This window comes from Mycobacterium sp. (genome assembly GCF_029961025.1).
GTDB lineage: Bacteria > Actinomycetota > Actinomycetes > Mycobacteriales > Mycobacteriaceae > Mycobacterium.
Genome location: NZ_JASBVP010000012.1, coordinates 1 through 22,682 on the forward strand (window position 1 = coordinate 1; position 22,682 = coordinate 22,682).

General features: G+C 65.2%; 23 protein-coding genes and 1 pseudogene. 17 read left to right on the plus strand and 7 right to left on the minus strand.

Annotated elements, in window-relative coordinates:
* Nucleotides 1-182: 182 nt before the first annotated feature.
* The 10 genes and pseudogenes from QJR12_RS14205 to QJR12_RS14250 form a co-directional block, all read left to right on the plus strand.
* Nucleotides 183-319: pseudogene (locus QJR12_RS14205) on the plus strand (hypothetical protein); the annotation flags it as partial.
* 188 nt (nucleotides 320-507) lie between these two features.
* Complete coding sequence (locus QJR12_RS14210; protein ID WP_300583494.1) at nucleotides 508-1,653, plus strand: thiolase family protein; 1,146 nt, start codon at nucleotides 508-510, stop codon at nucleotides 1,651-1,653.
* A gap of 378 nt (nucleotides 1,654-2,031) precedes the next feature.
* A complete protein-coding gene (locus tag QJR12_RS14215; protein ID WP_300583497.1) occupies nucleotides 2,032-2,841 on the plus strand; it encodes an ABC transporter permease in 810 nt (269 codons plus the stop codon).
* A 4-nt stretch (nucleotides 2,842-2,845) separates the two neighbouring features.
* Nucleotides 2,846-3,703: an ABC transporter permease gene (locus tag QJR12_RS14220; protein ID WP_300583500.1), complete on the plus strand. Its 858-nt coding sequence runs from the start codon at nucleotides 2,846-2,848 to the stop codon at nucleotides 3,701-3,703.
* 107 nt (nucleotides 3,704-3,810) lie between these two features.
* Nucleotides 3,811-5,010, plus strand: a complete 1,200-nt coding sequence (locus tag QJR12_RS14225) for an MCE family protein (RefSeq protein ID WP_300583752.1) — start codon at nucleotides 3,811-3,813, stop codon at nucleotides 5,008-5,010.
* 8 nt (nucleotides 5,011-5,018) lie between these two features.
* Nucleotides 5,019-6,035 carry an MCE family protein gene (locus QJR12_RS14230; RefSeq protein WP_300583503.1) on the plus strand — a complete coding sequence of 339 codons (1,017 nt, stop codon included), beginning with the start codon at nucleotides 5,019-5,021 and terminating at the stop codon, nucleotides 6,033-6,035.
* Nucleotides 6,035-7,153, plus strand: a complete 1,119-nt coding sequence (locus tag QJR12_RS14235; RefSeq protein ID WP_300583755.1) for an MCE family protein — start codon at nucleotides 6,035-6,037, stop codon at nucleotides 7,151-7,153. The genes QJR12_RS14230 and QJR12_RS14235 overlap by 1 nt, the downstream gene beginning before the upstream one ends.
* A complete protein-coding gene (locus QJR12_RS14240) occupies nucleotides 7,150-8,556 on the plus strand; it encodes an MCE family protein (RefSeq protein WP_300583506.1) in 1,407 nt (468 codons plus the stop codon). Before QJR12_RS14235 ends, QJR12_RS14240 begins: the two co-directional genes overlap by 4 nt.
* Nucleotides 8,556-9,788 (plus strand): MCE family protein, encoded by a 1,233-nt coding sequence (locus QJR12_RS14245; RefSeq protein ID WP_300583758.1) that lies wholly within the window; start codon nucleotides 8,556-8,558, stop codon nucleotides 9,786-9,788. Before QJR12_RS14240 ends, QJR12_RS14245 begins: the two co-directional genes overlap by 1 nt.
* Nucleotides 9,789-11,504 (plus strand): MlaD family protein, encoded by a 1,716-nt coding sequence (locus tag QJR12_RS14250; protein ID WP_300583509.1) that lies wholly within the window; start codon nucleotides 9,789-9,791, stop codon nucleotides 11,502-11,504. It begins immediately after the preceding gene.
* Nucleotides 11,505-11,555: 51 nt separating this feature from the next.
* On the opposite strand, the gene QJR12_RS14255 is transcribed toward QJR12_RS14250, so the two are convergent.
* The 3 genes from QJR12_RS14255 to QJR12_RS14265 all read right to left on the minus strand — a co-directional run bounded on the left by QJR12_RS14255 (nucleotide 11,556) and on the right by QJR12_RS14265 (nucleotide 13,587).
* Nucleotides 11,556-12,044 carry a hypothetical protein gene (locus tag QJR12_RS14255; RefSeq protein WP_300583761.1) on the minus strand — a complete coding sequence of 163 codons (489 nt, stop codon included), beginning with the start codon at nucleotides 12,042-12,044 and terminating at the stop codon, nucleotides 11,556-11,558.
* Between the two features lie 164 nt (nucleotides 12,045-12,208).
* A complete protein-coding gene (locus QJR12_RS14260) occupies nucleotides 12,209-12,733 on the minus strand; it encodes a twin-arginine translocation pathway signal (RefSeq protein WP_300583764.1) in 525 nt (174 codons plus the stop codon).
* Between the two features lie 59 nt (nucleotides 12,734-12,792).
* Nucleotides 12,793-13,587: a hypothetical protein gene (locus tag QJR12_RS14265; RefSeq protein WP_300583512.1), complete on the minus strand. Its 795-nt coding sequence runs from the start codon at nucleotides 13,585-13,587 to the stop codon at nucleotides 12,793-12,795.
* Between the two features lie 258 nt (nucleotides 13,588-13,845).
* Here QJR12_RS14265 and QJR12_RS14270 point away from each other — a divergent pair, with 258 nt between their 5' ends.
* Nucleotides 13,846-14,214, plus strand: a complete 369-nt coding sequence (locus QJR12_RS14270; protein WP_300583515.1) for a hypothetical protein — start codon at nucleotides 13,846-13,848, stop codon at nucleotides 14,212-14,214.
* A gap of 112 nt (nucleotides 14,215-14,326) precedes the next feature.
* On the opposite strand, the gene QJR12_RS14275 is transcribed toward QJR12_RS14270, so the two are convergent.
* Entirely contained in the window at nucleotides 14,327-14,680 is a 354-nt protein-coding gene (locus QJR12_RS14275; protein WP_300583767.1) for a hypothetical protein, read from the minus strand.
* A gap of 274 nt (nucleotides 14,681-14,954) precedes the next feature.
* Here QJR12_RS14275 and QJR12_RS14280 point away from each other — a divergent pair, with 274 nt between their 5' ends.
* Nucleotides 14,955-15,581 (plus strand): fatty-acid--CoA ligase, encoded by a 627-nt coding sequence (locus tag QJR12_RS14280; protein WP_300583770.1) that lies wholly within the window; start codon nucleotides 14,955-14,957, stop codon nucleotides 15,579-15,581.
* 84 nt (nucleotides 15,582-15,665) lie between these two features.
* Here the strand turns inward: QJR12_RS14280 and QJR12_RS14285 are convergent, their stop codons facing one another.
* The gene (locus QJR12_RS14285) at nucleotides 15,666-17,348 is read right to left on the minus strand and encodes an alpha-keto acid decarboxylase family protein (RefSeq protein ID WP_300583518.1); all 1,683 of its coding nucleotides are present in this window, start codon (nucleotides 17,346-17,348) and stop codon (nucleotides 15,666-15,668) included.
* A 67-nt stretch (nucleotides 17,349-17,415) separates the two neighbouring features.
* Between QJR12_RS14285 and QJR12_RS14290 the strand changes: the two genes are divergently transcribed.
* Nucleotides 17,416-17,859 (plus strand): SRPBCC family protein, encoded by a 444-nt coding sequence (locus QJR12_RS14290; RefSeq protein ID WP_300583521.1) that lies wholly within the window; start codon nucleotides 17,416-17,418, stop codon nucleotides 17,857-17,859.
* Nucleotides 17,860-17,928: 69 nt separating this feature from the next.
* Here the strand turns inward: QJR12_RS14290 and QJR12_RS14295 are convergent, their stop codons facing one another.
* Together QJR12_RS14295 and QJR12_RS14300 are read right to left on the minus strand one after the other, a co-directional pair.
* Entirely contained in the window at nucleotides 17,929-19,404 is a 1,476-nt protein-coding gene (locus QJR12_RS14295; RefSeq protein WP_300583524.1) for a HAMP domain-containing sensor histidine kinase, read from the minus strand.
* Nucleotides 19,401-20,219, minus strand: coding sequence for a response regulator transcription factor (locus tag QJR12_RS14300; RefSeq protein ID WP_300583526.1), 819 nt, complete (start codon nucleotides 20,217-20,219; stop codon nucleotides 19,401-19,403). The genes QJR12_RS14295 and QJR12_RS14300 overlap by 4 nt, the downstream gene beginning before the upstream one ends.
* A 52-nt stretch (nucleotides 20,220-20,271) precedes the next feature.
* Here QJR12_RS14300 and QJR12_RS14305 point away from each other — a divergent pair, with 52 nt between their 5' ends.
* The 4 genes from QJR12_RS14305 (at nucleotide 20,272) to QJR12_RS14320 (ending at nucleotide 22,675) form a co-directional block, all read left to right on the plus strand.
* Complete coding sequence (locus QJR12_RS14305) at nucleotides 20,272-20,571, plus strand: PE family protein (protein WP_300583529.1); 300 nt, start codon at nucleotides 20,272-20,274, stop codon at nucleotides 20,569-20,571.
* 20 nt (nucleotides 20,572-20,591) lie between these two features.
* On the plus strand, nucleotides 20,592-21,911 hold the full coding sequence (locus tag QJR12_RS14310) for a PPE family protein (protein ID WP_300583531.1): 1,320 nt from the start codon (nucleotides 20,592-20,594) through the stop codon (nucleotides 21,909-21,911).
* 132 nt (nucleotides 21,912-22,043) lie between these two features.
* Nucleotides 22,044-22,340: a WXG100 family type VII secretion target gene (locus QJR12_RS14315; RefSeq protein WP_300582516.1), complete on the plus strand. Its 297-nt coding sequence runs from the start codon at nucleotides 22,044-22,046 to the stop codon at nucleotides 22,338-22,340.
* Between the two features lie 50 nt (nucleotides 22,341-22,390).
* Nucleotides 22,391-22,675 (plus strand): WXG100 family type VII secretion target, encoded by a 285-nt coding sequence (locus tag QJR12_RS14320; RefSeq protein WP_300582395.1) that lies wholly within the window; start codon nucleotides 22,391-22,393, stop codon nucleotides 22,673-22,675.
* Nucleotides 22,676-22,682 lie beyond the last annotated feature (7 nt).

Genomic DNA, 22,682 nt, shown 5'->3' on the forward strand with positions numbered 1-22,682 from the left:
ACGCCACCGACACCGGCCCCGCCGGTGCCTGGGCCGGTTACCCGGCCCCGGGGGCACCCGAGACGCGTGGCGCCCGTCCCACATGAATGTGGATGCTTATCGGTGCCACCGTCCCGGTGATCCTCGCCGTCATCGGGGCAACCGGCTACCTGGTTACCCACCGCCCGGGCGTAACGACGCCGGCGTCCGGGCAAACCGTGGTGTCGTTCAGCGGATCGACTTCCGCCTGTCCCCGGGCGGGGTGGCGCTAGACGGCGCCGGCAACGTCTATGTCGCCAGCGAGACCATGTACGACCGAGTGGTCAAACTGGCGACGGGCTAACCATGGTCGCCGCTGCGACGGCGGTGCTGCAGACAAGCGGATTAAGGCGTGCGACGGTGGAATGGTTCCCGAACGGGCGAGGCCGGCTTATGACGGCGACACGGAAGCGTTTCCCGGCCATTCGGTGTCCTGCCGGCGAGCGGCTGCCCTGGCCGATGGGCGCTAACTGAGATCGGAGCGGACAGATGCGTGAAACGGTCATCGTGGAGGCGCTGCGCACCCCGATCGGCAGGCGTAACGGGGCGCTCGCGGCCGTTCACCCCGCCGACCTGTCGGCGGTCGTCCTGAACGAGTTGGTGGAACGCACCGGTATCGACCCGAAAATCATCGACGACGTGATTTGGGGCTGTGTGTCCCAGGTCGGTGACCAATCGGGCAACATCGGCCGCTTCTCGGTGCTCGCCGCCGGATGGCCCGAGACCGTTCCCGGCACCACGGTCAACCGGGCGGGCGGCTCGGGTCAACAGGCCGTCGATTTCGCGGTGCACGCGGTGATGTCGGGTCAGCAGGATGTCGTCGTCGCCGGGGGAGTCGAGGTGATGAGCCGGGTCCCGCTCGGCGCAGCCCGAACCACCGGAATGCCCTATGGCCCGAAAGTCCTTGCCCGCTATGGCGATTTCTCCTTCAATCAAGGAGTCTCCGCTGAACTGGTCGCCAAGAAGTGGGGATTCTCACGCACCCGGCTCGACGAATACGCGGTGCTATCGCACGAACGCGCCGCCGCCGCGCAGGACAGCGGGGCCTTCGAGGCCCAGATCGTGCCGGTGTGGGTTGCCGATCGGTGTGTCACCGCCGACGAGGGCGTGCGACGCGGAATCACCGTCGAGAAGCTCTCCGCACTCCAGCCCGCGTTCGTCGACAACGGCGTAATCCACGCCGGTAATTCCGCCCAGATCTCCGACGGCGCCGCGGCCGTGCTGGTGACGACCACCGCCATGGCGATCGAGCTGGGGTTGACACCGATTGTGCGCTACCGCGCCGGTGTGGTCACCGGTGCAGACCCGGTGCTCATGCTCACCGGGCCGATCCCGGCCACCGCGAAGGTGCTCGCTAAGACCGGGGTCTCGTTGTCGGAGGTCGGTGTCATCGAGGTGAACGAGGCCTTCGCGCCGGTACCGCTGGCGTGGTTGGCTGAAACCGGCGCTGACCCCCAGCTACTCAACCCGCTGGGCGGGGCGATCGCACTCGGCCATCCCCTGGGCGCGTCGGGGGCGGTGATGATGACCCGTATGGTGCATCACATGCGCGACAACGGAATTCGTTATGGCCTGCAGGTCATGTGCGAGGACGGCGGCACTGCCAATGCCACCCTGGTCGAGCTGGTCGGCTAGCAAAACTGCGATCACATTCCGCATTGTTGATTCCGTTGCGCCGTGTCGTCAGCCACCGATCTTGCGGCGGGACCAGCACCGCGATCATCCGCGGCAGCCCCGGTGTGGCCCGCGGCACTGCAGCGGCTTCGGCTGAACATGGACGGAACGCCCGGACCGGCTCGTGGTCGGCGGATCGACGATACAACGGTAGAGTGCAGAACTGCCGCATGACCGGCGACGACGTGCCGCCTAATTCGAGACTTGGTGTCTCATAAGGGGCATTGGATTCCGTTGTCGTAGTCGATGCGGTTAAGCTGCGCGAAGCGAGATTGAAAAATCTGCTGCGGGGTTGGGAGGCGACGGCCGTCGTCAGGAATCTGGGGAGGCGTGATAGCGATGGCGAGCAGAGGGGCCGACCGCTGGTCTGCGGGCATCACGCTCGGGCGAGATTTCGTCGGCTCGATGCAGGCTGTCGGGGGGCTATTCGCTATGTCATTTGACGCGATACGCTTCGTATTTCGCCGGCCGTTTTATTGGCGAGAGTTGCTCGAGCAAGCCTGGTTTGTCGCTCGTGTCTCGCTGGTGCCGACCTTGCTCGTGGCGATTCCGTTTACCGTGTTGGTCAGCTTTACGCTCAACATTTTGTTGCGTGAGCTGGGCGCCGCTGACTTGTCGGGTGCCGGAGCCGCATTCGGTGCGGTCACCCAGGTCGGCCCGTTGGTGACCGTGTTGATTGTGGCGGGTGCCGGGGCGACCGCGATGTGCGCGGATTTGGGTGCGCGCGCGATCCGTGAAGAAATCGACGCCATGGAGGTGTTGGGCATCAACCCGGTGCAACGGCTGGTGACACCGCGAATGCTGGCCTCCGCCCTGGTGGCCCTGCTGCTGAACAGCTTGGTGGTCATCGTCGGGATCGTGGGTGGTTATGCCTTTTCGGTGTTCATCCAGGATGTCAACCCGGGTGCGTTCGCAGCGAGCACCACCCTGCTGACCGGCGTGCCCGAGGTGATTATTTCATGCGTTAAGGCGGCACTTTTCGGGATGATCGCCGGATTGGTGGCCTGTTATCGCGGCCTGATAATTAGCGGCGGGGGCGCTAAAGCCGTCGGCAATGCGGTGAACGAAACGGTGGTATATGCATTCATGTCGCTGTTCGTGGTCAACGTGGTGGTAACCGCTATCGGGATTCAGTTGACGGCGAAATAGTGCTATGACGTTGCGAGCTACTTCTCTACGACTATCGTCCGAACTTGAGAAACCGGTCAGCGCCATAGTGATCGCGCTGAGCCGACTAGGCGATCGTACGCTGTTTTATGGCAAGGCGCTTGCTTTGACGCCCTTCGCGACCACTCACTACCGGCATGAGGTCGTGCGCCTGATTGCTGAAATTAGCATGGGTGCAGGCACTTTGGCAATGATCGGTGGTACGGTGGTGATCATCGGATTTCTCACGTTCGCTGCCGGCGGCACGCTTGCGGTGCAGGGATACAGTTCATTGGGCAACATCGGAATTGAGGCGTTGACCGGTTTTTTGGCAGCTTTCATCAACGTGCGTATCTCGGCTCCGGTGGTAGCCGGGATCGGGCTGGCCGCTACCTTCGGCGCAGGCGTCACCGCACAGCTGGGTGCGATGCGGATCAATGAGGAGATCGACGCGCTGGAATCCATGGCGATCCGGCCAATTTCGTATCTGGTGTCAACCCGGTTGGTTGCCGGGATGGTCGCGATCACCCCGCTGTACTCGATCGCGGTGATTTTGTCGTTCATCGCCAGCCGAGGCGTCACGGTGTTCCTGTTCGGGCAGTCAAGCGGGCTTTACGATCACTACTTCACCACGTTTTTAAACCCAATCGACCTGCTGTGGTCATTCCTGCAAGCCGTTCTGATGGCGCTGACGATTCTGTTGATCCACACCTATTACGGCTATTTCGCCTCCGGCGGGCCGTCCGGTGTGGGCGTGGCCGTCGGTAACGCGGTACGCACGTCGCTGGTGGTGGTGGTGTCGGTGACGCTGCTCGTGTCGCTGTCCATCTACGGTTCCAACGGCAACTTCAACCTGTCCGGATGAGGGAGGGCTGGGTGACCGGGAATATCGGGCCGTACCCGGGCCCAGCCGGTGGACCGCTGCGGGGCGGATTCCCCGGTGTGGGAGGCCAACACCACCGCCGTCGGGCGGTGGGCCGGCGCCGGGAGCACCAATATGCGCGTCCTTTGGCGGGCCTGGTGACGGTTGCGGTGATCGCCGGGGCATTCGTGTTGGCGGCCCTGCTGTATCAGGGCGATTTCACCCAGACCGTTCCGGTGACCGTGGTATCGCCGCGCGCGGGCCTGGTGATGAACCCGGAGGCCAAGGTGAAGATGCGTGGCGTGCAGGTGGGTAAAGTCGCCTCGATCGAATCCCTCCCCAACGGCCAGGCGGCTCTCCGGCTGGCGATGTATCCGTCACAGCTGCACTTCATTCCGGCCAACGTGCTCGTTGAGATCACTTCATCGACGGTGTTCGGCGCCAAGTTCGTCGAGTTGGTGCCACCAGCGGAGCCCTCCCCGCGACACCTGCGTGCCGGAGAGGTGCTTGATGCCGAACATGTCGTGGTCGAAATAAACACGGTATTCCAACAACTGACCGCGGTGCTGTCGAAGATCAATCCAGCCAAGCTGAATGAGACGTTGGGCGCCTTGGCACGGGCGCTCAGCGGCCGCGGGGCCAAGCTCGGCCAGGCGCTTGCCGATTTGGATGCTTTTTTGGCGAAAGTGGATCCGAGCCTTGCCGCATTCAGCCACGACGTCCAGGCCGGGCCCGAAGTGTTTAATGCCTACGCCGACGCGGCGCCGGGCTTGGTCAGAACCGCAGATAATGCGGCCAAGATCAGCCAGACAATCATCGACGAGCAACGGAACTTGGATGCCCTGTTGGTCAGCGCGATCGGCCTGGCCGACATCGGTAGCGACGTCCTGAGCACTAACCGTAAAACTCTCGCCGATGTCGTGCACCTACTGCTGCCCACAACCGATCTGACCAATCAATACCATAAGGCTCTCAACTGCGGTTTGGGTGGACTCGTCCCGATCGCCCATTTTCCGCCGTTGCCGGAACCGGGAGTCTTCTTATCTGCCAGCCTGACGTGGGGTGTCGAGCGTTATCGGTATCCGACACATCTGCCCAAGGTTGCCGCGACGGGTGGACCGCAGTGCCTGGATCTTCCGAACGTTCCCTTCAACACCAATGAGCCGTTCCTTGTCACCGATATCGGTGCCAACCCCTGGGAGTACGGAAACCAACAACTGCTGATCAACTCCGATCTGCTCAAGCAACTGTTATACGGGCCGATCGCCGGTCCACCCCGTAACTCCGCTCAGATCGGACAACCCGGGTGAGGGATGAAATGCGTTCGACGCTCATCAAATTCGGTATCTTCGCCATGGTGATGACGGTGTTGACCGCATTTTTGTTCGTTATCTTCGGGCAGTATCGCACCGGCGCGACGACCAGGTATTCCGCGGTATTTGCCGACGCATCACGGCTTAAAGCGGGACAATCGGTGCGGGTCGCCGGCATTCGCGTGGGAACGGTCAGCAGTGTGTCCTTGCGTGCCGACAAAAAGGTTGTGGTGAAATTCGACGCCGATCGCGACATCGTGCTCACCGAGGGCACCAGAGCGGCCGTTCGCTACCTCAACCTGGTCGGTGATCGCTACCTTGAGCTCTCGGCAGGACCGGGTTCGACCAAACGGCTGCCGCCCGGTGCGCAGATTCCGGTCGACCACACCTCGCCGGCACTTGATCTCGATCTGCTCCTTGGTGGGCTGAAACCCGTTATCCGGGGCCTGAACGCTCATGATGTCAACGCGCTGTCGTCGGCGTTGCTGCAGGTTTTCCAAGGCCAGGGCGGCACCCTCGGGTCGCTTCTCTCCAAGGCGACGTCGTTCGCCAATGCCTTGGCCGACAACGATCAAACGATTCAGCAACTGATCGACAATCTGAATGTCGTGGTGGCCTCCCTGGCCAAAGACGGTGATAAATTCTCCGCCGCCATCGACCGCCTCGAGCAACTCGTCAGTGGGCTTTCGGACGATCGCAACACTATCGGCGCCGCCATCGACTCGCTGACCACGGGAACCGCGTCACTGGCGGACCTGCTGACCCGGGCGAGGCCACCGTTGGCAGGGACGGTCGAACAACTGAATCGGTTGGCACCATTGCTCGATCAGGATAAAGACCGTCTGGACGTAGCGATCCAGAAGGCGCCGAAGAACTACCGCAAACTCGCCCGCCTCGGAACCATGGGCAGCACCATTCCGTTCTATGTCTGCGGCTTGTGGATCCGTGGCACCGACCTTCAGGGCCATACGGTGGTTGCGCCGTGGTTCAGATCGGACGCCGGGAGGTGCACAGAACCCTGATGCTCAAGTATCGTGGAGCGGGCCTCGTCCGGTTCGGATTCATCGGCTCCGCCTTGGTGGTGCTGGTTATCCTGGTTGGATTATCGCCGCAGCAACTGATTTCGCTAGCGACCGAAGTTCGTTACCGGGCGCTGTTCTCGGAGGCCGGCGGAATCGCGGCCGGCAATGACGTGACGGTCTCCGGAATCAAAGTCGGCACCGTGTCGGAGGTATCGCTGCACGACGGTGATGCCCTGGTGACATTCACCATGAAAGGCGGGGTTCGGCTGGGGTTGGAGACCACGGCGCACATTCGGACCGGAACGCTACTGGGCGAGCGGGTGCTGACCGTGGAGTCGGCCGGCGGCGGGGTGATGCATCCGATGGACGTCATACCGGTGTCGCGCACCTCCTCTCCCTACTCGTTGACTGATGCAGTCAGCGACTTCACGTCCAACGCCGCCGCAACCAACACCGAGACGCTGAACCAATCACTGGATGCGCTGTCGGCGACGTTGAACCAGATTGCGCCGCAATTGGGCCCGTCTTTCGATGCGCTGACCCGGTTGTCGCGAACCCTTAACGGCCGCAACAAAGCCCTGAGCGATCTGTTCAAGAGCGCCGCCGAGCTCACCACGGTGCTCTCAGAGCGCAGTCAACAGGTCGATAAACTCATCCTCAATGCCGATGATCTGCTCCAAGTCGTGGTTGCTCGAAGACAGGAGATCGTCGATCTGCTTGCGAGCACGTCAGCGGTGGCCAAGCAGCTGTCGGGATTGGTGCACGACAACGAAAAAACGTTGGCTCCGGCATTAGACAAACTGAACTCGGTGGTCGCGATGCTGGAGAAAAACCGCGATAACATCAGCGAAGCGCTGCCTCGGCTCGCGAAATATGAAATTACCCTGGGTGAGGCTGTTTCCAGCATGTTTGCTTACTCGGCATTCGTGCCGAACATCTTTCTGGGACAGTTCTTCCAGCCGTTCCTCGACTATCTGTGGGGGTTTCGCACCTTTGACACGGCTCACGGTCCGGGATTGCCTTCAACGGTACCGCGGTCGCTGGTTCCCTGGCCCTACAACGGCATTCCACCGTGCCCCGGCTGTACTTTGGGAGCACGGATCGGAGGATCCCAATGATCCCGCGCTCGAGGCTGGTGGCCGTGACGGCAGTCGTTTTGACCGGGCTCGTCGTTGCGGGTGCAACATTGATCGTGCGGGACACGTTTTTCCGGCCAAAGACCATAACCGCCTACTTCACCGCCGCCACCGCGATCTACCCGGGCGACGAGGTACGGGTGTCCGGAGTCAAGGTCGGCAAGATCACCTCGATTCAACCTGAAGGCACTCGGGCCAAGATCACCATGAATGTCGATCGCCGCGTGCGCATTCCCGCTGAGGCAAAGGCTGTTATCGTGGCCCGGAATCTGGTTGCCGCCCGCTACGTTCAGCTCACCCCCGCCTACCGGGCCAGCGGTCCGGTGATGCCCGACGGTGCGGTGATACCGGAAGAACGCACCGCCGTACCCGTGGAGTGGGATGAGGTCAAGGCGCAATTGATGCGACTGGCAACGGATTTGGGCCCCAATGGGCGGGTAGCCATGCCGTCGGCAGCGCGGTTCATCGACAGCGCCGCCGACGCGCTGGAGGGCAACGGTGAGAAGCTGCGCCAGGCGCTGACCGAGCTGTCCGGGGCGGGACGCATCCTTGCCAACGGCAGCGGGAATATCGTCGACATCATCAAAAATCTGCAAACCTTCGTTACCGCGCTGCGGGACAGCAACGTTCAGATCGTGCAGTTCAACAATCGCCTGGCGACACTGACCGGCGTGGTCAACGACAGCAGGTCCGAACTGGACGCGGCGCTGACCGACCTGTCGTCGGCGGTCGGGGAGGTGCAGCGATTCATCGCAGGCACGCGTGATCGGGCGAGCGAGCAGATTCACCGGCTGGCCGATCTCACCCAGATTCTCGTCGACAAGCGGATGGCGCTGGAAAACGTGCTCCATGTCGCGCCGAACGCGCTCGGTAACTTCTTCAACAACTACAACCCCGATACCGGAACCATTGTCGGCGGGTTCGGGCTGATAAACGAAGCGAACCCGGTGTTTTCGGGCAGTATCTTTCCTCCCGTGCCGGGCTGCACGATAACCGGCAGCATCGAGAACGTCACCGCCGTCGAATCGGCCAAGTTGTGCTCGTTATTCATCGGCCCCGGGTTGCGGCTGCTCAACTACAACAACCTTCCGGTTCCCATCAACCCGTTTTTGCAGCCGTCCGCGCGCCCGGAAAACATCATCTACAGCGAGCAGCGACTGGCTCCCGGCGGCGAGGGCCCCAAGCCCGGTCCGCCCGAAATCCCGCCCGCGGTGTCCGCCTACACCGGCTTGCCGGGTGATCCCGTGGGTCCGCCGGGGGCGGTGCCGCCGGCACGGATACCGGGGGCGGCAATGCCGCTGCCACCGGCGCCGACCACCCCCGCGGCCCCACCGCCACCGGGGTTGCCCGGCATGCTGCTGCCCGAGCCAGGACCGCAACCGTGATGGCTTCGCTGCGCAGGGTGCTCGTGATCGGCTTCTGCATCATGTTGACGGTGACCGGGTGCAGCTTCCATGGCTTGAACTCGTTACCGTTGCCCGGGGCGGTCGGGCGTGGACCGGGAGGCGACATCTACCATGTCGAGATCCCGAATGTCGGTACGATGGAGGCGAATTCGCCGGTAATGATCGACGACGTCGTGGTCGGCAGCATCCGCGCTATGCGGGTGAAAGGCTGGCACGCCGACGTCGAGATCTCGGTAAAGCGCGATGTCGTCATCCCGGCCAACGTGGTCGCCAGCGTCGGTCAGACCAGCCTGTTGGGATCCATGCACCTGGAGCTCAATCCGCCGCCCGGCCGGCCGGGTACCGGGCGGCTGCAACCTGGGGCCACTATCCCGCTGAACCGATCCTCGACCTACCCGTCGACAGAGGAGACGCTGTCGTCGCTGGCGGCGATCGTCAACGGCGGGGGGCTGGGGCAGATCGCTGAGATCGTCCACAATTTGACCGCAGCCCTCTCCGGGCGCGAGGACGCTGTGCGCGATCTGCTGACCCGTCTGGATACGTTCGTGGGCACGCTGGACCGGCAGCGGGGCAATATCATCGCGTCCATCCAGGCGCTGAACCGGCTGTCGGCGACATTCGCCGGACAGCGCGACGTCATCTCCCGGGCGTTGCGCACGCTACCACCGGCGTTGCAAGTGCTGATCCAAGAACGTCCGCGTCTGATGACGGCCCTGGACAAACTGCGCACCTTCAGCGACGTCGCCACCACGCTGGTCAACGACACCCAGGCGGATCTGGTCACGAACCTGCGGAACCTGGAGCCGACGATCCGGGCGCTCGCCGACGTGGGACCCGATATCGACACCGCGCTCGCAATGGCCCTGACTTTCCCGTTCCCGCAGAATCTGATCGACCGGGGTGTTCGTGGGGACTACTTCAATCTGTGGGCCCATTTGGATCTGACGGTTCCGCGGCTCAAGCGGGGACTGCTGCTGGGGACTCACTGGGGACAAATCCACGCCGAGGAACCACCCGCACCCGGGGACCCGTATTACCTGAATTACACGCTCGACCCGCTTGGCGCCGGGGTGGCGCCGGGGCCACCCGGTCCGCCGCCGACCGGGGCAGTGCCGCCGCCCGGCGGGGACCCCGCCGGGGTGGCCGTGCCGGCGACGGATCCCGGCTCGTCACCCACTGCGCCGGCGACCCCGCCGAAGGAAGGCGAATAGATGTTGTCGCGGTTCGTCCGCATCCAGCTGGCGATTTTCGCGGTTGCCGGGATCGTCGGTGTGATCGCGATGATCCTGTTTTACCTCCAAGTGCCGACCCTGTTGGGAATCGGGCGGATCACGGTCACGCTGGAGCTGCCGGCCACCGGTGGTCTGTACCGGTTTTCCAACGTGACCTACCGCGGTGTGCAAGTCGGCAAGGTCACCTCGGTAGGGTTGACGCCCACCGGCGTGACAGCGACGCTGTCGCTAAATACCTCGCCGAAAATCCCGGCGGACCTGAAAGCGGAGGTGCGCAGCATCTCCGCGGTCGGGGAACAATATGTGGACCTGCGGCCCCGAACCGACTCACCGCCCTACTTACACAACGGCTCGGTGATCGCCATGCGAGACACCACCATCCCGCAGGCGGTCGGCCCGATGCTCGATCAGGTCAGCGCGTTGATCAACAGCATTCCCAAAAACAAACTCGGCCAATTGCTCGACGAGTCTTTTCAGGGATTCAACGGATCCGGCTACGATCTGGGATCGTTGCTCGACTCGTCAGCGCAGCTGTCCCACGACGCGAACGGTGTTGCTGAGCGGACCCGCGCCCTCACCGAAGATGTTGGGCCGCTCTTGGATTCACAAGCGCACACGGCCGATGCGATCAGAACGTGGGCGCGCAGCCTCGCCGGGATCTCCGATACGTTGGTAGCCGACGATGCCCGGGTGCGGACCCTGCTGCACCATGGGCCTGAAGCCGCCAACGAGGCGTCTCGCCTGCTCACCCAGATCAAACCGACGCTGCCGGTATTGCTGGCCAACCTCAGTACCGTCGGCCAGGTCGCGATCACCTACCACCCCTCGCTGGAGCAACTGCTGGTGCTGTTGCCGCCGGCGGTTGCGATCATTCAAACATCTGGAAACACAAATCATCCCGATGGTTTGCCCGTCGGCGACTTTTCAATCACCATCGATGATCCGCCTATTTGCACGGTCGGTTTCATCCCCCCCAGCCAATGGCGTTCCCCGGACGACACCACTGACATCGACGCCCCGGACGGGGTGTACTGCAAACTGCCACAGGATTCACCGCTTGCGGTTCGCGGCGCCCGTAACTATCCCTGCATGGGACACCCCGGAAAGCGCGCGCCGACGGTCGAAATCTGCAACAGCGACAAACCTTACGAGCCGCTGGCAATGCGTCAACATGTTCTCGGCCCCTACCCGCTGGATCCGAACCTGCTGTCCCAGGGCATCCCGCCCGATGATCGGGTCACCTTTAACGACAGGATCTATGCCCCGATCCAGGGCACGCCGCTGCCGCCCGGTGCGGTTCCGCGGGGAACACCCCCCGGCCCGCGGGGCGAGCCCGCACCACCGGGCACGCTTGGAGCGGCCGTGCCGCCGGTACCGTCCACGGCGATCACCCACTCGCCCACCGCCGATCTTGCCCCGATAGCGCCGCTTGACGTTCCCGCGCCGGGCGAGATCCCTGCACCGCCGCCGGTGTCCCCGCCACCCGCCGCACCTTCATCAGGCGCAGCTCGCGACGCACGACCACGGGGCGCTGCAAGCTCGTTTGGGGCCAAGACATCTCGATCACCGGTTGCGATCGCCCGATACGATCCACGTACCGGGCGGTATGTCGGCCCGGACGGTCGGCTCTATCAACAGTCCGACCTGGTCAATCCGACCACGCCCAAGAAATGGCAGGACTTGCTTCCCACCTGAAGCCGGGCGGCGCCGCCCCAGCCGAGCCGGTCGTCACGCGCGATCGGCTCATCAGCCTATCTTGTCCAGCCGGAACGGCATCTCGACGGCAAGGGCGGTGTTTTGCCCGCAGGCGCCGCTCGGACCGACGGTACGGTCCTTGCCGGCCAGTGTCGGTGATCCGATCTGCTCTAGACCATCGGAGTTCACCGGATAGAAATAAAATGTCTGCCGGCCCGGGTAACTGGTGCCGTCGGGGCATGTTTCCCAATTGGGCACATCGCGTTTGACGTACCATATCGCCCCGTCGTGCATGAAGAGCGGCGCACTCCACCCCTGATCGCTGATGACCGTGCCAGTGCAGTCCTGGGAGGTGGCACAGCTGGAGTTGATCGTCCATATGCTGGTGACCGTCGCCTCGTCGTGATATTGCTCATTTGTCTTGGCCCAGTCGCCGATCGAGGTGGCCCGGTATGTGCCGTTGATGGCGACGTCCTCCTTGGATGCGCGGGCCGGCGCCACACCCCCCAACAGGGCGGATAGGGCGGCAGCCACCAACATTGCGATGTTCGTCGCTCCGCGGGAGCGAATCGGGTTCTCCGTGGGGCGCATCCGGTTCAGGATACCGATAACGCCGGTCGGCGTCGGTGGCGATATTCTCCGGTGCGCAGAACAGCGCCGGCTACGGGGGTCGGGCGCCGGTTGGCACCCGAGATTCGGGGTGCTCATCCGACCGGGTCGAACCGCGAGATCAGCCATAAACCCCTGACCTTCGTCAGCGCTACCCGCACGCTGCTCGCCGTGACAACCGGTGTGGGGTTTTCCTTGCTGGTGGTGGTCTGGTCGACAAACACCAGCACGACAGCTGAATCCGGGTGCAACTCCGACACGGCGGCCCGCACCACCCTGGCGGTGGTAGCGATGCGTTTTTCCCGTGCCGCCGGCGCGACGACTTGTTCGCTGAATTTGTTGTAGTAGGCCAGAAATCCGCCGGTGAGGTGCGATTTCGCCGCGGCGAAATCACGCTCCAGATTCTCGGGGGAGTAGGACAGCAGCGCCACAGCGCCGTCCGACGCCGCTTTGATCGCCCGGCGGCCGGCCGCGTCGCCGAGCTGCTGATCCGGACGAAACTGAAAGAAAAACAAGCCGACGGTAACTGCCATGGCGCCAACCGTCAGCGCCGCCACCAGGATTACCCGCCACCCCGCCAGGCACCGACGGCACCAGCGTCGCGGTCCGGTGCCGCGCACTGATCTCGCGCCGCCGGACGGCGGTTGTGCGCCGTTGCGTGGCGACTGCTGTCCGATTGTCACGGCACGAACTCGACTTTCGACATCTTGAGCCGACCGCCGTCGCGAGTGACACTGATGCTGAGCCGCCACAAAGCCGGTGGCCGTTTGGTGTTATCGGGATTGGTGGTGTCGGATTTCGCGGCGATCAGCACAACCGCCGAGTCATCGGTCATCGATTCGACGGCCACCGCCTCCACGGTGGCCTTGGTGCTGACCTTCGAATCCGCAACACCTTTGGCCAGGTAGAGCGCGGTGACTTCCAGCTGGTTTTTCAGCTCGCCGGTGGAGTTGTCGATGATCCGTTGGAAGTCCTCCTTGGCATGCGCGGCGTCAATTGACATCAGTGTCAGCGCGCCGGCGCGGGCCGCGGCGGCGAATTGCGCGGCCCGCTCCCGGTTGTGGACCAGGGTGCGGTGGTGCCACACCATGGCGGCGCTGGCCCCCAGCGAGGCGCACATCAGCACCAGCGCGACGCCGACGGGCACTGCTGTGCGCCCCGGCAGACGAAGCCGCGGTCGTTGTGGCCCAAATCGAGGCGAGCGAGACTCGTCGACGGCGGTGTCGGCGGCCCCATCCCTGCCAGCGGCACCCCGCCGGTGTCGCAGGCTCGCCTCGGCGTGCTCGCGCAGCCGGAGCGCACGCGCCCGGGCTGCCGCGGCACGGGCTTCGGCGCGGGCGGCCTCTTGCTCCGCTGCGGCTATCGCAACGGCCGCCTCGCCGTCGGGATGCGGCGCGTGGGCATCGGCCGCCGCTTCCGCCGTGTCACCCGTGTCGACGCCACGCGCCTCCAATGGACGCTGCCGCGGCGGCATGGTGGCCTCCTGGTCGCTGCGGGTCGTGCGCGGAGCACCACATTATCATCCGGGCGCGGGCGGCCGGGCCGTCGTCCCGGCGCTCCCCGGTGGGCCGTAGGCTGGGGGAACACTCTGTTGGCCGGCGACACGGTGGGGTTGTCTTTCGTGAGGGCTTCGGGCGCGGTGGCTGTTGGCGTACGCGGTGTGCCGCAAAAAGGTGTGTCGCAGAATCGCGGAGTGAACTCGAGGCGCCGGCACCGGGGTCGAGCGGGCCGCGTGGCGGCACTGATCGCCGCGCTGATCGGTGTCGGCATCGCACCGGTGCCACCCGCCGGTGCCGGTCCGACGGTCTGTGACTACCCGGCCTGTACCCCGGGCATCGCTGCGGGTGTAGTGCTCGGCGCGCCGTGTGAGAACACCACCTATTACGTCTTCGGGGTCACCGACTGGGGGCGGCTGGTGTTTTGCGGCTCACCGCGCCGGTATCAGCCCAGATGGTTCCGGTCGCCGCCGATGGCGGGAGTCAAGGAGGAAAACGCCGACTGCACCCGGTGGTCGAACTACGTCGCCCAGGCACCCGATGGGCTGTTCCTCACCTGCATAGCCCAAAATGGCCGTACCTTTTGGACTCGCGCGGACACCTAACGGGTTTCCCTGGGACATCTTCTTGCTGATCGCCCTTGCTGATCGCCCTTGCTGATCGTCCTCGCCGAACGAGCCCGCCGAACGAGTGACTGTGAGAAGGCTTCCGGACGGCTCACCAGTGGCGTATCGAGCAGAGCACACCTTTGGGGCCGTCCTTTGCGACCACGACTTTCCCGTCCACCATGAGCTCACAGTGAAACATCGGCGTGCCCGGTTCGGTCCCGGTGCTGGCGGTGACCAGGGCCCACTGATCGGGGTTTGCCAGGTCCAGTTCGTAGCTCCACGGTTTGTTCGGGGTGATGTCGGTTTTCACGTTCGGCACGAACTGGTACGGGTTGTGGCTGTACTCGGCGAAGATCGCCGGCTCCTGAGCCAGGTAATAGATGTCGGCGTAGATCGGGCTCTGTGCGCTGACACGGTATATGACGTGATGCTTGACCGGGTCGTCGGCGTGCGCGCTCGCCATCGCGCGGATTGTCGCCGCCAGCCCGACCGCCGCACCCAGCACGAGCCGCCGGGCGCTCATCACGGCACCGCTCCGCTGGCTTCCGGGGTTGGAAGCACGGTGTGATCTCCGCCGGAGGACATGGTTTCCCGGGTAGTCTCGGATATTCTCGGTGAATCGCGATTATGAAGACTAACAGCGGCAACGCGCGCTTTGCCGAAGCACCCCGAGGCGGGGAATCTCTCGAGGGGCCACCGTGGTATGGCGGTGGCGCGATGAGGAACGGTCGACCACGGTGATCACCGGCGGGCTGCATTCGATGGTGATCGCCTCGGACTGCCGCGTCCCCGATCCGGACCGGGTATGCCCGCTGCTTCGACGGCGCATGCCCGGTCTCGCCGGCATCGGCGCCCACCACGTCCTGGTTTACCGGTCAACCCACGACGACGGGCGCGTCCTGGTGCTGATAGGAGTGCGCAGCCGGCAACCGGTCGTGGAGTTGCTGCGATCGCGTGTCTTCTTCGACTGGTTCGACGCGATCGGCGTCGACGACATCCCCGCGGTCTTCGCCGGCGAGATCGTCGAAAGGTTCGATTCGACGCCCGCTCGCGTACCGACAGCGCATGGCGTGATAGTGGCTGCGGTCGCGTCGGTCGACGACGTGGCCGCTTTGGCCGCCGAGATCCGCGGTGCGATCGGCAGATTCCAGGCGGCCGGCATTAGAAAAACATGGATATTCCAGGCTTTCGACGACACGCACGAAGTCTTGATCCTGCAGGACATTGGCGACGAGAAGGGTGCGATGCGCTGGATCGAACATCCCGATGTGGTGGCGCAGTGGATGACCCGGGTTGGCGGCATCGGCGCATACCCACCGCTGTTCGCCGGCACATTCATGGACATGGTGTCTATCGAGCAGTGACGGGATCGCCGGAAAGCGCCGCTTGGGCCGATCCGACAGGGACCGAACCGCATACACCGCAGCTCAGCCCCGAGCACGGCTCTTTCACCGCCGCACGGTGCCGTCCTGCGACGTTGGTTGCGTCAATTCGGTTAACAGGTCTGGAATATCGAGTCGCGGTACGACTGCCTCGACCAGAATCAATCGGTCCTGATGCCGGCCGGCCGCGGTGAGGGCGTCGTCGAGTTCCCCGTAGGTCTGCGCCCGAAAGGTCATATGATTGCTAACCCCGAGCACGTCGGGGATGTCGACCCATTTCCAGCTCACAATGTCGTTGTATGGGGCCGTCTTCCCGCGGATCATCCGTTCGATGGTATAGCCCGCGTTGTTGACGACCACGATGACCGGTGAGAGCCCTTCGCGAGAAAACGCGCCGAGTTCTTGCACCGTCAGCTGCGCGGCGCCGTCCCCGATCAGCAACACGGTTCTGCGGTCCGGGTGGGCTAACGCTGCCCCGAGCGCCGCGGGCAACGTGTAACCGATTGAGCCCCAGAGCGGTTGTCCGATAAAGGTCACGCCGCGCGGAAGCCGGTGCGCTGCCATGCCGTAGAAGGAGGTTCCTTGATCGGCGAGCACCACGTTGCCGGGGGTCAGTGCCTCGGCCAGCCTGTCCCAGAGGATCTGCTGGGTGAGCGGTTGGTCGCGCGCGGGCCGGGCCGGGCGCGGATCATCCGATGTCACCGAGACCGGCGGCGACGTCCGCCCGCGCTGTTTGAGGATGCCGGCCAGGGCATTTAGCGCGGCGGCCATCTCCAGCGGAGCGAACACCCGGCCGGCCACGGTGCTTTGGTACTGGCCGACGTCGATGGTGCGCGCCGGGTCGATGCGCTGGGTGAAGAAACCGCTGACCATGTCGGTGAACATCACTCCCGCCGTCACCAGAACCGGAGCCTGTTCGATCGCGCGGCGCACCGGTTCGGCGCTGGACGCTCCCGCATAAATGCCCAAAAAGTTGGGCGCACTCTCATCGACCAGGCTTTTGCCCCACATCAACGTGGCATACGGAACCACGTCGGCCGCCAGCAACGTCTCGAGCTCTTTGACCGCGTGCAGTCGATGGACCAGGAAATCGGCCAGCACCGTCACCTGGTGGTCGGCGATGAGCTCGGCTGCGGCGTCGATGAACGACGACAGCGCCCGCGGGCTGGTGCCGCCGGTATAACGGGGAAGCGGGGTGCTCGGCGGCTCGACCGGAAAACGTGCGACATCGGTGGCGATCAGCAGGTAACCGGGGCGCTTTTGTTCACGCACTTCACTGAGCACCCGGTCGATCTCTCTGGTAGCGGTGGCCGGCATGAGATTCGCTTGGGCACAGGTTATTTCACGACTTATCCGCAGGAAATGATCGAAATCTCCATCGCCGAGTGAATGGTGCAGGGCACGGCGCGTGGCCTGAGCGTCCTTGGAGGGGCCGCCGACGATGTGGACCACCGGCACGTGCTCGGCGTAGCTGCCCGCGATCGCGTTGGCCACCGACAGCTCACCCACCCCGAATGTTGTGACCACGGCTGAGATTCCGCGCAGCCGTCCATAACCGTCGGCGGCGTAGCCGGCATTCAGCTCGTTGACGTTGCCCACCCACCGGATGCGGGGGTGAGCGACGATGTGGTCAAGAAATTCCAGGTTGTAGTCGCCGGGAACGCCGAAGACCTCCGAAACGCCGAGTTCGGCGAGGCGGTCGAGCAGGTAGTCCCCGACGGTGTAGACGCATTCGTTGGCACCAATCACAAGGATGACGGTACCGTCGCGGCCGAAACCGCTCCGGGTGCTCCGCCGCCTCGCTATGGTGCGGGCCATGCCAATCAGCGAATCGCGCGAAGTCGTCATCGAAGCCAGCCCGGAGGAGGTCCTGGACGTCATCGCCGATCTCGAGTCGCTGCCCGAGTGGTCCCCGGCGCACCGGAGCTCTGAGGTGGTAGAGACCGGAGCCGACGGGCGGCCGACCGTGGCGAGGATGAAGGTCAAGATCGCCGGCATCACCGACGAGCAGGTAGTGGCCTACACCTGGGGCGACAACACCGTGAGCTGGACGCTGGTCAGCGCCACCCGGCAGCGTTCCCAGGACGCCGCCTACACCTTGACGCCCGAGGGCCAGACCACTCGGGTGAAGTTCGACATCACCGTCGACCCGTTGGTGCCGCTGCCCGGCTTCCTGCTCAAACGCGCCGTCAACGCGGTGCTGGACACCGCGACCGCGGGACTGCGCAACCGGGTGCTGAGCATGAAGTACGACCGCTAACGTAGTCGGTGACGCAGCGTTGGCGCCCGGCCCCGGCCGGCCCGGGGGACGAAGGCACCCGAGCGACGCTCACGAAGGCGGAGCCGGGCGGCAATCCGCGACGGGGGCCCGCCGAAACGGTTGACCCAGATCCGTGGCCGGAATCAACGGCAGGGTTAGCCGGAATTGCGCCCCGGCGCCCCGCGGAAGGCACTCCAGTGCGCCGTGGTGCGCTTGAGCCAATGCCCGGGCGATCGGCAGGCCGAGACCGGCGCCGCCGGAGTCGCGGCCCCGGGAGCCGTCGAGGCGGACCAGCCGGTCGAACACCCGCTCGCGGTCGCCGGGCGGAATACCGGGGCCGGTGTCGGTGATCACCACTTCGGCGTTGTGCCCGCGAACCGCGGTGCACACCGTGATCTCGCCGCCGGGCGGGGTGTATCGGCGGGCGTTGTCCAGCAGGTTGGACAGGATCTGGGAGATTCGGCTGGGGTCGGCGCGGATGGGCAACGGGTTGCCGTCCCCGATCAGCCGCACGGTCAGGGCGGGGGCGAGCACGGCGGCCCGGTCCACTTCGACCGCGACGATGTCCAACAGGTCGATATCCTCGTTGGGCTGCACCACGCCCGCATCGATACTGGCGATGTCGAGCATGTCGGACACCAGCCTGGTAGCCCGGCGCGCCTCACGGTCCAGCAGCGCCGCGTATCGGCGTCGCCGGACGGTCGTCGCGTCGTCGGCGTCACCGGTTGCTTCGGTGGTGGCGGTCAGTTGCTGCACCACCGCCTGGATGCCGGCCACCGGGCTGCGCAGCTCATGCGCCGCGTCGGAGAGGAACTGGCGGGTTTTCGCCTCGGCTCGCTGCGCGCTCTCGGCGGCCTGCCGGGCGTGGATCTCGGCGTCCTCCAGGGCGTCGAGCATGTTGTCGAAAGCGGCGGCGGCCTGACCGAGTTCCGTCGTCGGACGGTCCGGGCGGAGGCGGCGCCCCCGGTCACCGTAGGTGATCCGCTCCGCTATCGAGGTAATCCGTTGCAGCGGTGCCAGCGCACGCCCGACGGCGAGCCTGACCAACAGCGTGACCACCATCAGCGCGGCGGCGCCGCCGATGAGCAGATCCCGGCGCAGTTCGGCTCGGCGGGCATGGATCCCGCTGGTGGTTGCCACCATGGTGAGTGTCGAACCGTCCCGCAGCACGCGGGTCACCGTTTTGCTGTTCCGCTCGCCGCGGGACGGTGGCGGCGGGGGTCCCACCCGCGGCACCGGCGGTGATGAAGCGGGCACCAGCGTTCGGTCTCCGTAGCGGGTGCCGTCGCGGCCGATGACCTGGACACGGATTTGGTGGCCTTGCAACTGGGTGACGAGTTCGGACGGTCCGACCCCGGCCTTCACCAGGTTGGCCGCGCGGACGATGTTATCGCCCAGCCGGGCTTCCAGGTCACGGTTGAGCTGAACGCCAACCACCTGATCGATCGCCATACCGAGCGCGACCAGCAAGATCGCGATCACACCGACCGTCGCGACCGTCACCCGCCGCCGCAGCGACGGGGTGGGTGTGGTCGCAGCGGTCATCGCTGACCCGCCGATAGCTGATAGCCCAGTCCCCGCACCGTGTGCAGCATCCGTGACCCGTGGGCCTCCAGCTTGCGCCGCAGCGCGCTGATATAGACCTCGACGAGGTTGGCGTCGTAGGCGTCGTATCCCCAGACCGCGGCCAGGATCTGCTCCTTGCTCACCGTCCGCCCGCGCTGTTCGACCAGGTAACTGAGCAGCTTGAACTCGGTTCCGGTGAGATCCAAGACCGCGCCGGCGCGGCTCACCACGCCGGCCTCCACGTCCACGACCAGGTCACCGACCTGCATGGCCGACGGCACCCGTCCCCGCCGCCGCAGCACGGCGCCCACTCGGGAGATCAACTCGGCCACGTCGAACGGTTTGATCACATAGTCGTCCGCGCCGGCGTCTAACCCACGCACCCGATCGGGCAGCGCGTCTTTGGCGGTGAGCAAGACGATGCCCGCGTCACCGTAGCCGCGCACCACGTCGATGAGCGCGAAACCGTCACGGCCGGGCAGCATCACGTCCAGTACCACCAGATCCGGGCGAAACGCGGCCAGCACGTCCTCTAGCCCGCGCCCGTCCGCCCGTCCGCCGCTGACATACCCGGCATCGGCAAGCGCCTCGACCACCATCTCGCGGATGGCACCGTAGTCCTCAACCACCAGCACCCTCGGCGGGCGGGTTTCCGGGTTCGGCCGATGCCGGGCGCCATGCACACCGCTTATTGTGACGCCCCCTTCCTGAAGGGAGGCTGAGCAAAACCTGGCGTCTCGCACCTTTTTCAGCTCCCCTTCAGCTTCGCCGGGAAACGTCGGCGTCGAATCCATTACGGCGACCCCGACGCGGGCCGTCACCACGTTCGACAAGGGAGGAAAGCCCGTGACATTCCTGACCGTACAGCCCGAAATGCTGGCCTCCGCAGCTGGCGACCTGGAGACCATCGGCTCGGCGGTGAGCACCGCCAACGCGGCTGCGGCCTTCCCTACCACTGAGCTGGCGCCCGCCGCCGCCGACGAGGTCTCGGCGTTGACTGCGGCACAATTCGCCATGCACGCCGGCATCTACCAGGCGGTCAGCGCCCAGGCCGCGGCGATTCATCAGCAGTTCGTTACCGTCTTGGCGGCCAGTTCCCGGTCGTATGCCGCCACCGAGGCCGCCAACGCGATCGTGGCCGCCTGAGACCAAGAGGTGACGTGGCGATGGATTTCGGTATGCTCCCGCCGGAGATCAATTCCGCCCGAATGTATGCCGGCGCCGGTTCCGGGCCGCTTTTGACCGCCGCGGCCGCCTGGGAGGGGCTGGCCGCCGAATTGCACTCCGCTGCCGCGTCCTATAGCGCGGTGATCGCGGGGCTGACCGCGGAGTCGTGGCTGGGCCCGGCCTCGGTGTCGATGGCTGCCGCGGCAGCGCCGTACGTGGGGTGGATGAGCACCACCGCCGCCCAGGCCGAGCAGACCGCCGCACAAGCACGCGCGGCGGCGGCCGCCTATGAGGCGGCGTTTGCGATGACGGTACCGCCGGCGGTGGTCGCGGCCAATCGCAGTGTGTTGGCATCGTTGATCGCAACGAATTTCCTCGGGCAAAACACCGCGGCGATCGCGGCCACCGAAGCCCAGTACGCCCAGATGTGGGCGCAGGACGCGGCGGCCATGTATGGCTACGCTGCCGCGTCGGCAACCGCCTCGACGTTGGCTCCCTTTACGCCCCCGCACCAGGCCGCCAATCCGGCCGCGCTGAGCACCCAGGATGCGGCGGTCGCCCAGGCTACCGGCGCCTCGGCCGCGAACACGCCGCTGACGGTGTCCCAGGCGATGACGGCCTCCCAGGCGATGACGGCCTCCCAGGCGATGACCGCGGTACCGCAGACATTGCAGGGACTCTCCTCACCCCTCTCGGCAACGTCATCCATGTCGGCGACGTCGATGCCGCCCGGGTCGTCCTCGTCTTCCGCGCCGTCGTTGACGTCGTCGATGACCGATCTGAAGTCCGCTATGTTCCCGGTGTCGGAGCTGTCGATGATGCCGATGCGGGGCATGTCGATGGCCAACATGTTCAAGTCGATGCTGTCGACCGCCGGGGCCGCCAAGGGGATTCCGGCGATGGGATCGGCCATGGCGGGCGGGATAGGGCCGGGGGTCGGCGCGTTCGGGTCGGTCAGCGCGGCCGGCCCGGGTATCGGCGGCAGCGGTGCGGTGGTGGCCGCGGGACTGGGCCGGGCGACGTCGGTCGGTGCCCTCTCGGTACCGCAGGCATGGGGGGCGGCGGGCCGCGCGGTCAACCCCCTGACCGCCGAATTACCGTCCACCGGTCTCGGTCTCGCCCCATGGCTGGAGGCTGCCGCAGCGCCCGCAAGCCCGATCCGGAACCTGGGCGGGCAGGGAATGCTGGGCAGCCTGAACCAGCTGCCCGAGCAACTCCACCGGGTGTTGGCGAGTCTGGCCGGGCCGGGTATCGGCGGTATGGCTCCCCGATACGGGTTTCGTCCCGAAGTGATCGCCCGCCCGCCGGCCGCCGGATAACGAAAGGGAGGGATAACGAAAAGGAACTCCGTTCAGATCGTTGCACTTTGACCGGTTGGGCGCGGGGCGCCCGCCGATCACCGGGCGCCGACCGCGCCAGTTACCATCCAGAACTTCGGAAGGAGACACGCTATGACGACGCGTTTTATGACCGACCCGAATCAGATGCGGGCGATGGCGGGCCGTTTTGATGTGCACGCCCAAACGGTGGAGGATGAGGCCCGCAAGATGTGGGCGTCGAGTCAAAACATCGCCGGGGCGGGCTGGAGCGGGCCCGCGCAGGCCACCTCCTATGACACCATGGCCCAGATGCATCAGGCGTTTCGCAACATCGTGACCATGCTGCACGGGGTGCGTGACGGGCTGATCCGCGACGCCAACAACTACGAGGCCCAAGAGCAGGCCTCCCAGCACCTGCTGAGCAGCTAGCGCCGAAAGCACTGGCTGCGTAGGCTTTCTCACGTTAGGAGACCTTCAAGATGACGATCAATTACCAGTTCGCCGATGTGGACGCCCACGGGGCCACGATTCGCGCCCAGGCGATGGCGCTGGAGGCCGAGCATCAGGCCATCGTGCGCGATGTGCTTGCCGCCGGGGACTTTTGGGGTGGGGCGGGTTCGACGGCCTGCCAGCAGTTCATCACCGAGTTGGGCCGCAACTTCCAGGTGATCTACGAGCAGGCCAACGCCCACGGCGCCAAGGTGCAAACCGCCGGCTCCAACATGTTCGACACCGACTCCGCCGTGGGCTCCAGCTGGGCCTGACCGCAGG

Coding starts and splice junctions, on each gene's coding strand:
- QJR12_RS14310 (WP_300583531.1), top strand. CDS start 20,592: ATGGATTTCGGTATGCTCCCGCCGGAGATCAATTCCGCCCGAATGTAT.
- QJR12_RS14275 (WP_300583767.1), bottom strand. CDS start 14,680: ATGGCGAGCGCGCACGCCGACGACCCGGTCAAGCATCACGTCATATAC.
- QJR12_RS14315 (WP_300582516.1), top strand. CDS start 22,044: ATGACGACGCGTTTTATGACCGACCCGAATCAGATGCGGGCGATGGCG.
- QJR12_RS14255 (WP_300583761.1), bottom strand. CDS start 12,044: ATGTTGGTGGCTGCCGCCCTATCCGCCCTGTTGGGGGGTGTGGCGCCG.
- QJR12_RS14220 (WP_300583500.1), top strand. CDS start 2,846: ATGACGTTGCGAGCTACTTCTCTACGACTATCGTCCGAACTTGAGAAA.
- QJR12_RS14320 (WP_300582395.1), top strand. CDS start 22,391: ATGACGATCAATTACCAGTTCGCCGATGTGGACGCCCACGGGGCCACG.
- QJR12_RS14240 (WP_300583506.1), top strand. CDS start 7,150: ATGATCCCGCGCTCGAGGCTGGTGGCCGTGACGGCAGTCGTTTTGACC.
- QJR12_RS14235 (WP_300583755.1), top strand. CDS start 6,035: ATGCTCAAGTATCGTGGAGCGGGCCTCGTCCGGTTCGGATTCATCGGC.
- QJR12_RS14245 (WP_300583758.1), top strand. CDS start 8,556: ATGGCTTCGCTGCGCAGGGTGCTCGTGATCGGCTTCTGCATCATGTTG.
- QJR12_RS14215 (WP_300583497.1), top strand. CDS start 2,032: ATGGCGAGCAGAGGGGCCGACCGCTGGTCTGCGGGCATCACGCTCGGG.
- QJR12_RS14265 (WP_300583512.1), bottom strand. CDS start 13,587: ATGCCGCCGCGGCAGCGTCCATTGGAGGCGCGTGGCGTCGACACGGGT.
- QJR12_RS14210 (WP_300583494.1), top strand. CDS start 508: ATGCGTGAAACGGTCATCGTGGAGGCGCTGCGCACCCCGATCGGCAGG.
- QJR12_RS14230 (WP_300583503.1), top strand. CDS start 5,019: ATGCGTTCGACGCTCATCAAATTCGGTATCTTCGCCATGGTGATGACG.
- QJR12_RS14295 (WP_300583524.1), bottom strand. CDS start 19,404: ATGACCGCTGCGACCACACCCACCCCGTCGCTGCGGCGGCGGGTGACG.
- QJR12_RS14250 (WP_300583509.1), top strand. CDS start 9,789: ATGTTGTCGCGGTTCGTCCGCATCCAGCTGGCGATTTTCGCGGTTGCC.
- QJR12_RS14300 (WP_300583526.1), bottom strand. CDS start 20,219: ATGGATTCGACGCCGACGTTTCCCGGCGAAGCTGAAGGGGAGCTGAAA.
- QJR12_RS14290 (WP_300583521.1), top strand. CDS start 17,416: ATGCCAATCAGCGAATCGCGCGAAGTCGTCATCGAAGCCAGCCCGGAG.